This window comes from Pseudomonas sp. KCJK9016, from assembly GCF_046231795.1.
GTDB classification, from domain to species: domain Bacteria; phylum Pseudomonadota; class Gammaproteobacteria; order Pseudomonadales; family Pseudomonadaceae; genus Aquipseudomonas; species Aquipseudomonas bananamidigenes.
This window is the reverse complement of the sequence record NZ_JBJJMM010000052.1, coordinates 1-12767: the sequence shown is the minus strand read 5'-3', so window position 1 is coordinate 12767 and position 12767 is coordinate 1. Positions and strand designations below refer to the sequence as shown.

6 protein-coding genes are annotated in these 12767 nt (G+C 57.7%); 2 read left to right on the top strand and 4 right to left on the bottom strand.

What is annotated here, in order from left to right:
* A partial coding sequence (locus tag ACK6BI_RS27855; protein WP_409319644.1) for an Ig-like domain-containing protein occupies nucleotides 1–1031 on the top strand: 1031 nt, incomplete at its 5' end.
* Between the two features lie 67 nt (nucleotides 1032–1098).
* Here ACK6BI_RS27855 and ACK6BI_RS27850 read toward each other — a convergent pair.
* The 3 genes from ACK6BI_RS27850 to ACK6BI_RS27840 form a co-directional block, all read right to left on the bottom strand.
* Nucleotides 1099–3204, bottom strand: a complete 2106-nt coding sequence (locus tag ACK6BI_RS27850) for an autotransporter outer membrane beta-barrel domain-containing protein (RefSeq protein ID WP_409319643.1) — start codon at nucleotides 3202–3204, stop codon at nucleotides 1099–1101.
* 406 nt (nucleotides 3205–3610) lie between these two features.
* Entirely contained in the window at nucleotides 3611–5560 is a 1950-nt protein-coding gene (locus tag ACK6BI_RS27845; protein WP_409319642.1) for a hypothetical protein, read from the bottom strand.
* A 108-nt stretch (nucleotides 5561–5668) separates the two neighbouring features.
* A complete protein-coding gene (locus ACK6BI_RS27840; protein ID WP_409319641.1) occupies nucleotides 5669–7624 on the bottom strand; it encodes a hypothetical protein in 1956 nt (651 codons plus the stop codon).
* Between the two features lie 532 nt (nucleotides 7625–8156).
* Here ACK6BI_RS27840 and ACK6BI_RS27835 point away from each other — a divergent pair.
* Nucleotides 8157–8528, top strand: coding sequence for a DUF6124 family protein (locus tag ACK6BI_RS27835; RefSeq protein ID WP_409319640.1), 372 nt, complete (start codon nucleotides 8157–8159; stop codon nucleotides 8526–8528).
* A gap of 95 nt (nucleotides 8529–8623) precedes the next feature.
* Here the strand turns inward: ACK6BI_RS27835 and ACK6BI_RS27830 are convergent.
* On the bottom strand, nucleotides 8624–12767 hold a 4144-nt coding region (locus ACK6BI_RS27830), incomplete at its 5' end, for a beta strand repeat-containing protein (protein WP_409319639.1).

Sequence of the window (12767 nt, the reverse complement as noted above, 5' to 3'; positions counted from 1 at the left end):
TCACCGGCAAGGCCAGCCCCGGCCAGACCGTGCAGCTCTACGACGGCAACACTCCCGTCGCGCCGGTCACCAATGTCAATGCCAGTGGCGACTGGAGCAAAACCTTTACCGGTCTGAGCATCGCGCCGCACAACATCAAGGCCAAGGCACTGTATGGGGCGCAACCGGAGTCCGCAGTTCGCAGCTTTACTGTCGCAGCTCACACCGCTCCTTCGCTCGACTCTGTGAGAGATTCTCGTGGTGAACTGCCGAACAATGGAGCGACCACAGACACTTCAGTCTCGTTGCAAGGCCGGGTAACGCCTCTGCATCAGGTCCGGATCTACGATGGAAGCACGCCAAAACACTTTGCGACTGCTCTGAACACCGGTATATGGACCACTACGCTGCCAGTTGGACTGGGTGGGCATACCATCACCGCACAGGCGGTGACAACCGGACAAACGTCAAACGCACGAAGCTTCACCGTCAACTCGCCCATTCCACCACTGACCATCAACCCAGCAACAATGAGTCTGAATGCCTGGCACTTCAGGGATAGCGGCACCCCTACCAACCCTCCTGCCGGCGCCTTTGGCGACAGGCAGGCCAGTGGAGGCGTACCTCCCTACCGATATGCCTCCAGCAACCCCGAAGTCGCAGAAGTCAATACAACCAGCGGTCGTGTTATTTCCAAGAGCAACGGTTCAGCAACTATCACCGTTACGGACAATGCCAATCAAACCGCCCATTACAATGTCACCACTTCTAACGTGGAGAGACTTTTCGGCACAGGCCACTTCAATACCTACACCGTATGTGCAAACACGGCAGCCAGTATGGGAGGAAGAATTCCTTCTCTGGCCGAATGGCGTGCCTTCATCAGTAACTACAGCGGTCTACGCACCATTGAACGCTGGTGCTGGGCATCTGACTCAGGCGGCGTCGCCAAGCGGATGGTGATCTACCCAGCAACGGGCCAGACCGATACCCGAGTCGATTTCGGTTTCGGAGGCGGCACTGCCGATGGCTTCGGCATTAAACGCGCATAAAAGCCAGGCACAAAAAAGCCGCTACCCCCTGACGGAGTAGCGGCTTTCTGATACCGGGGATCGTGACTTACCAGCTATACCTCACCCCCACATTTCCCCCCCAAGGCTGCTCAATATGCTCGCCATTGGCGTAATCCAGATCGACATGCACCTGCCATTTGTCAGACAGTGCCACCGCCACACCAGCACCGAACTCTGCCCGTGAACCCGACAGGTCGTTGTTGAACACGTTGTTGTTGACCTTCACTTCATTGTTATTGGCGAACTCATGGGCGATGGCTGCACGCACATAAGGTTGCGCAACAGCACCGTTGCCGATATCAAAATCGCGCCCGAAGGTGGCGCCAGCCTTGCCCAGGAATGAGCGAGTGCGATCGCCATCGGCCTGCATGTCGTTGTCCAGGCTGAAGCGTTTGCCCTGGATCTGCGCGGCCGAAAACTGCGCGAAAGGTTCGATGAAGTAATCGCTGCTCAACTTGATGTGACGACCGGCTTCAACCGATGCACTGACACCCCAGTTATCGTAATCGCCCTTGGCACGGGTGCCGTCGCTCAGACTGACCTTGGCCTCGTTCCGGAACCGGTTGAATTTCAGCACGCCGTCAACGTAGTAACCGGTGTCGCGGTCCATCCACGTCACGTAGGGCCCGAAGTAGTAACTCTTGACCGTGCCTGAGGTGCCGTGTTCAAGACTCAGGTCCGATTGACTGTAACCACCCATCACGCCCACCAGAACATCGCTGTCATTCACCCGGGCATCGGCTCCGAGGGAAAGCCCTTGCTGGTTCTGCTGGTACGCCACACCGGAACTCTCGGACACGTTGTACTGATTGCCATAGGTGCGTGCCCAGGCGCCCGACTGGCCACCGTTGAAGCGCAACTCACCCATGCGGCTGCGCAGTGAACTGGCTTCGCCGTACAACAGGGTGATCGGAGAGTTGAACAAGGCCAGCACCGCACTGGCACCAGGGCTGATCACCTGAGTGGTCGGATCGAGGAACCATTCAGTGCCGCCGGTTCCAACCGGCCGCTGGGCCAGGTCATAGGACCATGCCCCGAGGTCCACTCGCCCGCCCGTCAGCGCAAAGTGCGCATCGCCAGCGGCCGTGTGCACCAGGGTCAGTTGCTGTGGATTCACCGCATCCAGTCCGGACGCCGCCACCAGCAAACCGAACTGCCCGGTCGCCACACCGGTGACGTTGAGGAAGTCATGCTGCCCCGTGGCGAAGTTGCCCTTCATGGCGAACGTACTGGAACCATCCGGCGAGCCGGCCAGCGTACCGACGTTCAACTGGTAGAAGGTATTCGGCACATCCTGCGCACCAAAGCGAACCGTCCCGCCATTCATGGCGAGCGTTCCTACGGTGTCGTTGCCCGTCAGGGTCCAGATCGAACCACTGTTGACAGTCACACCATTGACCTTGTCGAGACGGCCGGTGAACTGCGAACTGTTCTGCAGGGTGACGTTGGCGGTCGAACCGTCTTCGACCAACACATCACCGGTCATGCGGCCTTGATCGAAGGTCAGGTTGCCGGTGCTGTTGCCGGCAAGGTTGATGTTGCCCTGCAACTCGCTGCTGGCGACGGTCATGGCGGCGGTGGAGGCGCCCTGGACGTCGAGCAGGAGGTTGTTGCCGGCGAGCAGGTGCGAATTGTTGAGTACTTCGATACTTGCCTGGGCACCACCTTCAACAAGAATGGCTGCTCCTGCCCTGCCCTCCAGGCTCGCCGCGTTCAACCTCAAGTGTGAGTCGCCGAGCCCCGCTGCATCGGCTGCTATCCGTGCACCGTTTTCACCACCACTGATTCTGGTTCCGTTCGCGCTGACGCTGCCGCCGAAATAGTCGATACCGACGCTACTGGCCTGAAGGCCCGAAACCTCGCCGCCATTGAGTTCAAGCGAACTCAGTCCGGTAATCAGCACGCCCGACGTTCCACCTTTGAGAACACTGTCACTGACCACTGCCGTCGAACCCGTGGTCGTACCGGATTGACGTGTCAACCACAGCGCAGAGCCATCACTGGTCAGTGTTGTGCCACTCAATGTGGCCTGACCGTTGAAAACGCTGATCGCGCTGTTGCCACTGCGTCCGGCAAACGTGCCGCCGACCGCGCTGAGTGTCGACCCGGACTGGATAAACACCTCGAAAGTCTGTGCGCCATTCGCATCCAAAGCCCCCCCATCGGTTACCAAATAATTGTCGGTGACAGTGGAGGCATCAATGTTGAGGTTTTGACCAGCCCCGACAGTCGTCAAAGCCATGGTTATAGGGCTGAAGACAAGCGCCGGGAAAAAAAACGGTAGGTTCGCTCTCCAGGCAAAATTAAAGGAGGCAAGCGATAAATACTTCTTCATGACAGCTTCTCCAGAATGGGTTATCCGACTCCCGTTTGGGTGGAGGGCGCGCAGTTTATTCAGTAAGTCCGATTCTTTATGTAGGAGAAATCCGAAAATCATTGATGATTTTTCGACCCACCAAATAAAAAACCATCGATAGCACCTCTTCTCATCAGCAACACATTTTCATGAGCGTAAAAAAGGAAGATAAAATCTTCCTTTTTTATCAACCCCTTCCGCCCTATATAGGGCATTGATTACCATCACCATCACGCACAACCACTTGTACCTCATGCTCATTCGAACCCACTTCACGCCCATCTATAGTTGTTGTGCAGCGAATTTTCCCACTCCCATCCTTGATCGGCTCAAGCGCTGTAGCAAGAGGCAGATACACTGAAAACCCTTCCTCATGCTCATTACCACTCAGTGTCTTTGTAAATTCAAAATCATCTACAGGCACAGGCGCTCCTGCATCGTCATAAGTTGTACCCTCCCAAACAAATGACAAGATCATGCCGGATTCCAAAGGCGCACCGCCCTTCATATCGACCACGGCAGCCCTCCCCACATTGGAAATATTCCTGAGCGAAGAGCAATTCAAAAACTCTACACCACTGAAGAACACCGTATTGGCGACTTTCACCTCGGGCAGTTTTACCTCAATGACGAACACACTGACAGGCTGACGAAGAGATGGATTAGGATTTTCGTCCGGAAGTGTCGGATTGGTGATTTCGTAATGGACAGGAATCGCAGAACCATTACCTTGCGCGGTGATAAAGTCGGCCGGGATAACAAAGTCCACCGGATCACCATCCGTTTCACTACCGTCGACCGTGTAGATACCTCCGGGAGCCGGAACTTTCACCTTATTCCAGTACAACTGATAGACATCGCCTGTCACACGTACATCATCAATAACAGTAGTCGCTGTACCGTCTTCCCCCGCGTCTATAAGTTCAAACTTGTTTGGGTCGGTCGTATTTTTTGCCTGAACGACTACCGGAGCCAGGTTCGGATTGCCGACTTCAGGATCCTCCGGGTCAGGTGGAAGTGTTCCCGGCCGTCTTAGATCGACATTCACTGGAACGGCTGTCGTTTCAGGATATTCCTGGGCGCCACGCCATATCGAATACGATGTACTGATAGCCCTGGGCCCGAGACCGTTACGTTTTACGTTTTCATAGGGAATATCGAAAATCGCCGGCATCCCGTCGGCTACACGTTTGCGTGGTTGCGCGATCCCGTCCCAGATCAGAGCGATCTCATCCAGTGGACCTGGATTGTCGTAGGGCTGGATTACGACGCCTACATCAGGGAACGCATCCTTGATCGTGATGAGATTGTCGGGATCAGGGGCTTCCGGCACCTCCAGTGGCTTCAGATTGCTGGGTGCCGCAGTCAGTTCGACAACAACGTCAAGCTCATGTGAAGTGGGCGCCTCGTTACCCACCCGATCCCTCGGTTTGTAGTAGATGATACGTGGGCCTTCACGACCGTTTTCAACCTGAGCCTTGGTCATATCGACAATCATGTCCGAAGTCGTATCGTCTGGAGCGATATAACTATCAATAAAAGTTCCTGGCTCACTTACCCCCATATAAACATCGAAAATATCACCAGTCTTACGGTCAGTTGTCAGAGGAATCTTGATCTGGACCACGGGATCGCTTTCAAGGCGCTCCTTGGTAATACGATTGTCCGCATAAACACCCAGCAGTTCGACCGCTTCACCGGCAACATCCCTGTTAGGCCCAGTTTTATCTATATAGATAGACACCGGCGACGCAAAGTCCGTCGGGGTACCAGCATAGGTCAACCTGTAACCCAACAGATGTACACCTTCAGTGATAGTTGCAGTACCTGGCAGAATCAGTGTCTGTGAAGTATTAATAGGCGTCACTGTATTCAACGGAGCTCCAGTTGGAACCCCCTTCCAAAGCAACTGAAGCATGACGGGGCGCCCTGGTGGAGGCGTCGGAGTAATATCCAGCACCTCCTCGATCAAAACATTGTTATCTACCCCTTGCCGCAGCTTCGGTAGTTTATTTGGCTCATCACCCACAACATCCGGCAGCAAACCTTCGAGCACCGGAGCCGTCGCTAACCGCGCAGTTCTGGCAGCACGCGCGGCTTTCATTGCTGCACGCCCCGGATCATTATCAAGAGCTTTCTTATAAATACCCATTTCATTTTCTCCAATTAACTTAATGGAGGCAGCCATCTACTTTATGAAAAAGCGACCCCGTCAGCTTGAGGTTCAAACCAAACCGCAAACACCATTTTTCGCATGCAACTACAACTTGATCATCCCGACAAATTTTGAACAATCGACTTCATGTTCAGGCGAGCAGACTTCTCCACTCGGCATGGTTCGATTGATAACCACAAACTCCGAACGTGATCTTCCGATACCACCGTCTCGCTTATTCAATACATACCGCACCAGTGCCGACCCACGATTAACCATTGGAGCGATGAACGCTTCATAGTCATCGATAACCACCTCCAATCCGTTGACGACGCTGACGGGGTCCAGTTCTTTGACGATCTCGGTATATACACCTGCAATCGGGTCGGAACCGTTCGGGCCCCTGCAGCCCTGCCAAAAGAGCGTGATCTTGTCCTTGTCCGTGAACCGGGGATCGGGTGGAATATGCACCGTTACCCCATCCCATAACCGAGGTACGGAGCAGCAGTGCAAAACCCCTTCTCTGCCTGCATGGGGAAATTTCACTTCCTTGAGATCGTTGAAGACCACCATCGACACCTCGACCTCAGTGACGCGCGACAGTTGGTCATTCACGCCATTACGGGTGACGTAATGAACCGGCAATTTCGGGTTTTGCAGATCCGGCTCGATGTACTTCCAGGGAATTTCGATGTCCAGGGGTTTACCCGCGACATCGCCAAACTTGACTTCGTAGCTGGCAACCGGGTCAGCGAACGCCCCCCAATACACATCAATCGTTTCCAGCGGTTGAGGATTGTCGTACAGCGTCAGCAACGCTCTCGCCGGTAACCCGTAATCAAGACCCACCAGTTTGTTGGGCTGGTCGGAAATTTGACCGCGCACTTCCAGCCTGGCCAAAAGTTCATTCAGAAGGGCGGGAGCTTTGGGGTGATCCTGTCCGGCCACTTTCAGATTGACCGCGACCGAGATCGAGGGTGACGGCGGTGTGTAACTGCCATCGGCAAGACGAATCCGATAGCTCACAACGGCGCGCAGCGGGCCGTCTCCCTGCCCCTGCAGAACACTCCAGGGAACGTTGATCTCTTGCGGAAAATTGCTGGGATCAACAGAAACCTCTACCAATGGCGTTCCATCCCACGACACCGCCACCTTATGCCCGGAGTCCGGAAAGCCGTATGGATCGATCTCGACCTTTACACCATCACGCGCCTGCTGGCGATCAATCAGGTTACGGGGCAGTTCCACTCTTGGAGGAGGCAAGTTGCCCGGCAACGGAGTCAAATCAACGAGGATGGACGCCAGTGCGGAAATCGGCCCGGTGTTACCGGCCCGATCTCTCAATTTGTAATAGAAGAAACGAGTCCCCCCCTTCCAGGGTCGTATCTCATCGGCATACACCGTCACCAACAAGCGCTGATCAATGATGTCCTGCTCACTGAATTCCTGTTCGCGAATTTCGGTTTCACCACTGGGTGGCGGGTTCTGGTCCGTCCAGAAATAAACGGCACGATCTTTGGCGGTGACATCAGTGTAAAAAGGCACCTCAATGATGACTTGTCCGTGCCGAGACAAGTACGCTTCGGTAAGCGTGCCGTTCAACTCCGCTGGAAAGATCCCCGCTTTCGGTTGTCTGCCAAAATCAGGCATGGTGGTGTCGATGGTAATTTTTTTCCGGGGTGACTCTGTAGGATTCTGCAGGCTGGGAGAAACCCTGATTGAAACCTCATAGACCCCTTGATTCAGCAGCGCTCGCGGAACGGTAAGCGTCTGGGGCAGTGGAAGATTGGTAACCGGAGAAGGGTACCGACGTTCATTCACCGGAACGAATATGGAATTGAGTGGGGTGAAGCCAAGCTCCACGAGATCCGTACGATTCGGAGCAACAGTAAAATCCCACCCCATGAATTCAACCACCAGGTCCTGCCCCAGGACCGCGACTGGCAATAAGCCCTCAGGGTCATTCTCGTCCAGTACCGCAGGGACTTTCGGTTTGTCCAATAGCGGACTTGAACCACCGACAGAGGCGCTCTGCTGAACGGGGTGTTTGGAAGCTGCCATGTTCGATTTCCCAATCCCATCATGGGGAGTTCAGGAGACTGCCAGTGGCAACGCCCCTTGAACGATTGGTTTTTATTTAGCGCTTGGCGTGCAAGAGTGGCTACTGTCAGAAATTACAGGTTTTGCTACCGCTCGTCGGAGATTGGGGGGGCGCAGTCAATTCGGCAGAGCGGCATAAACAGAAAGGTTTAACAAACAGGGTCAGTGGCCGACCCAGGCTACGCAGCCTTGCGCCAATACCTACGCATCCGCCAGAATCCGCCGGCTTGTGCGCCTTGGGGGCGGGTTCTATTGTTTGGCGGTCGCTGAAAAGCAGCGATCGGGTTTAGCGATCCGGCTCCCTACAGACGCAACAACGCCCAATACCAATTGCAGTCTTTTCTCTGCGATTGGCGTAATGGTGGCTGTGCGTGGGAGACCTTCGGGTCTACCCGGGGTTTCTGTGACCCGGATCGCTAACCTGCGTACAGCCGCCACCTTTACTTGTTTAGCGATGAGTCGTGGCGGCTCAGTCCAATCACGGAGATTCGCCATGATCAAACCAACGCCGAACCCGCCTGAAGTCGATTCGACTTCCCCCTACGAAACCCTCGATTCCAAGAAATTCCACGAAGCCGCCGAACGCGCCCTCGATCACTACCTCAATCCGTTCCACCCCAGAAAGCCGCTGCTCAAACCCAATACCCGCTACCTCATCGCCCCCGGCATCCCCAGCGAAGAACTACTGGCCGACGCCTGCGAAACCCTGACCTCGGCCAAAACCATGGCCAGCGATTTCGCCGGGATGATCGATGCGCCGCAGCGGCATGTGCTATCGGGGATTGCGCAACTGATCATGCTGGGAGAGCTGGCGGTGAACCGGGTGCTGGATGATCTGGAACTGAAGGCTGACGCAAACCTCTAGCCAGGTGAGCTCCCTCGCCACAGATTTCGCCATCTGTAAAAAACCCGCCGTCCCGTATAACCGGGACGGCGGGTTTTGTCGTTTCAGCGTTCAGATCACACCGTATCCACCTTCAACGAATGATCATTCAGCATGCCGTTGATGATCGTCGCGGTGTCATGCCCACCGGCAATCACCCCGCCCGCCCCCGGCGTCACACCGTAATGGCTGGCCAGATTGACACCCGCCAGGTCAATGGTCTGGTTCGGCGTGGCGCCGGCCATGGCGCTGACATCGATGGTGGTGACCACCGAAGCGCCGCTGCCGGTGACGGTGAAGTGCAGGTAGTCATCCAGTGACGCCGCGGTGCCGTTTTCACCTTGCAGCAGTTGCGACAGGTCGAGCTTGTCGGTGCCGGGGGTGAAGTCGGTGACGGTGTCGTGGCCGCTGTTGCCCTTGAGCCACTGGAAGGTGTCGGCCCCCGGCCCGCCGGTCAGGGTGTTGTTGCCCATCCCGCCGATCAGCAGGTCATCGCCCCCGCCGCCGTTGAGGATGTCGTTGCCCAGACCGCCGTTGATGACGTTGTTATTGTTGTCACCGGTCAGGGTGTCGTTGAAGTTCGAGCCGACGAGGTTTTCGACGTTGCTGAGGGTGTCGATGCCGGCGCCGATGGTGTTCTGCGCACCGAGCAGGCTCAGGTTGACCGTCACCCCGGCCGTCGCATGGACATAGCTCACGGTGTCGATACCGGTGCCGCCATCGAGGATGTCGTTGCCCGGGCCGCTGTAGAGCAAGTCGTTGCCGGCGCCGCCGTGCAGTTCGTTGTTGCCGGAGCCGGCGGTGAGCACATCGTTGCCATCGCCGCCGTTGAGAATATTGTCGCCGCTGCCCGCCACCAGCACGTCATCACCGGACGTCCCCGTGAGGGTATGGCCGTCCTGATAGCTGATGGTCACGTTGGCGGTGTCGCTGCCACCGTGATTGTCGTTGGCGGTGTAGGTGCCCTGGAAATCCGGGGTGACATCATGAGCCCCGGCGTAGTTGACCGTCATGGTCAGTTGATAGTTTTCCGCAGCGTTGGGGTTGCTGCCACTGGTGTTGGTGATGTTGGTGATGTGGATTTGATACGTACCGTCGGCGCTGGCGGTGATGGTGCCGCCATCGGCGATGCTGACGAACGCCCCGCCATTCACCGAATACTCCATGGTGATGTGTCCGGCCGCCAGGTTGTGGTCGAGGTTGAGGGTCTCGCCCTGTTTCAGTTTGACGGTGATCAGGTCTTCGTCGTTGGCATTGGCGTTGGTCACCGCGCCGAGGTAGCCACTGACCACCAGCACGGCTGTCATCGCCGCCGTGTTGGCCGCGAAAGAGCTTCGTACATCGGCAAGGTTCTGGTTGGCGCTGGTGTTGCTGGTGCCGGTGAAACTGATTGCGCCGCTGCCGGTGAAGTCCGCGCCCTTGGCCACCCAACCGGTGTTGAAGGTGGTGGGCGAAGCGTTGAGGGTGTCGCCGTCCGGATCGCTGTCGTTGGCCAGCAGCAGCTCGCCCGGCACCGTTACGGTGCTCGACAGCACGTTGGTGATGATGTGGTCGTCCACTGCCACCGGAGGCGAATTCGGGATCACCTTCACCGTCAGCGTCGAGCTGGCGAGGTCGCCGTCGTTGTCACTGAGGGTGAAGCCGATGTTCTCGGTGATCACCGTGGTGGTGGTTTTCTGCGAGGTGTAGCTGTAGTCGCCGGTGTCGAGGTTGACCACCAGCGTGCCGCTGTTGCTGGTGGCGATGCTCAGGGTGTTGTTCACCGTGTTGAAGGTGCCGTGGTTGGTGCCGCCGCTGGCGGTCAGCGAACCCTGGCCGCTGTTGGCTTTCGGGTCATAGGTGTAGGTGGTGCCGTCGACCACGATGGACTTGATGAAACCGCCATCGGCGCCGAACGAACCACTGTCCCCCAGCAGCGAACCGGTAACCGGCGCGCCTTCCACGGTGCCGGACAGCACCGAGTTGAGTTGATTGAGATCGGTGACCACCACAGCGTTGGTGTTGGTGTGGCTGATGCCGTCGTAGGCAATCGGATCGAGGTTGGCGTTGCTCACACCGCTGCCGAGTCCGATGGCGTAGTTCTTGATGTTGTTGGCATCGAGGAAGTTCTTCAGCGCGGCCTCGTCGGCAGTACCGATTTCCTGCCCGGTAGTGGGTTTGCCGTCGGAGAAGAAGTAACCGACGTTCTGCGCCCCGGTGAGTTTGCCCGAGGTGTTGAACGCGGTCTGCATGGTCGCCACGGCCGCATCGTAGTTGGTACCGCCACCGGCGCTGAGGCCGGCGAGCAAGGTCTTGGCGGTCGCCACATCGACCCACACCGACGTGCGGTCAGTGGCGCTGCTGCTGAAAGTGACGAGCTGTACTTTCACATCGCCCAGATCGTCGTACTTGTCGAGCAAGGCGCTGATCGCCTGCTTGGCCAGGTCCAGCCGCGACAGGCCCGGCACGCCGGAGGCGTCGGCCATGCTGCCGGAGATGTCGAGCACGATGAGGATGTTGGAATCGATCTCCACCGCCGCCACCGACCGGTCCGACGCCACCGCCTTGGGCACGTCGTCGACGATGTTGACCACGATGGTGCTGGTGGTGCTGTTGCCCAGCGCATCGGTGGCCTTGTAGGTGAAACTTTCGCTCAGGGTGTTCGGCCCGTCGTTGGCGTTCGGTGTGGTTTTCGGCGCCGAGGTCAGGGTGTAGGTGTACGTGCCGTCGGCGTTGAGCTGGATCTGCCCGTAAGTGCCGGTGGCGCTGCCGACCAGGGTGTAAGTGATAGCGCCGCTGCCGCCGGTGACCGCACCGACCAGCGTGCCGCTGGCGGTTTCGCCGGTGTTGGTCGGGTCGCTGCCGATGACCGTGCCGGGAGCCAGGTCTTGCCCGTCCTTGGTCAGGTCGAGGGCTTTTTCGTAGACGGTCACGTCCTGATCCACCGAGGCCACGAGTTTACTGTCGGCGACGTTGACGGTGATGGTGGTGGTGCTTTCGTCGCCGTCACTGTCGCGGATGGTGTAGGTGAACGTATCGGTGGCACCCGGCGGGCTTACCGAGTTCGGGTTGCTGTGGTAGACCGCGTTGCCCGTCGCATCCAGGGTCAGGTAGCCGTAGGTGCCGTTGATGTTGCTGTTGAGGCCGCCGATGGCCGAGGTCGACGTGTCGCTGCCGGCACGCACGCCCACCACCGCACCACCCGCTGCCGGACCATCGGCGCCGGTGACATCGTTGCCCAGCACGCTGATATTGACGGTGCCGCCCTCCACCACCGAGCCGGTATCGGCCTTGGCGGTGGGCAGGTCATCGACAATGTTGACGTTGATCTGCCCGGAGGCAGTGCTGCCGTCACCATCGGTGGCCACCACGTTGAAGTTCTCGGTGAGGCTGTTGGCGCCATTGCCGGTCGGGTGCGCGTCGTTGTGCACGAGGGTGTAGCTGTAACTCACGACGCCGGTCGCGGCGTTGAAGCCGGTGACCGTCAGCGTACTGCCCAGCGGCGTGGTGACCGATTGCGGAAAGCCTGCGGCCACACCGTTGGTGACCACCGCGATGCCGCCGACCGTGAGGGTTTGCAGACCGTCGAGGGCGGTGACGGTGAACGTGCCGCTTTGGGTCAGCGCGGTGGCATCCGGTGCACTGCCGGTGCTGAGGTTTTTCTCGTAGACGGTGAGTTCACCACCGTTTACGTCCAGGCCGTTGATGATCACCGGATCGTCGTTGTTGTGGATCTGCAAGACGAGGTTCGCGGTGCTGGTGTCGCCGTCGGAATCGGTGATCGTGTAGGTGAAAGTTTCAGTCCCGTTGCCGCCGCCGTGCAGGTTTTTGAAGTCCGCATCGTTGGTGTTCAGCGTATAGGTGTAAGTGCCGTTGGCGTTCAAAACCAGCGTGCCGTAAGTCCCGGTAAAAGTACCGGCGGTGATCGGGCCGGCGTTGGGTCCGGTTGGAACGCGGTCAGCGCCTTGCACGTCATTGGTCAGGACGTTGCCGGTCAGCGTCAGGTTGGTTTCCGAAGCGGTGCCGGCGTTGCTGTCGCTTACGGCTTTTGGCAGGTCGTCGACGATGTTGACGTCGAGGCTGGCATTGGCGGTGGTGCCGTTGTCATCCACAACGGTGACGGCGAACTGTTCGCTCAGGGTGTTGGCGCCGTTGGCAGTTGGGTGGGCGTCGTTGTGATCGAGGGTGTAGCTGTAACTAACAACGCCGGTCGTGGCATTGAACCCGGTGATGGTCAGCGTA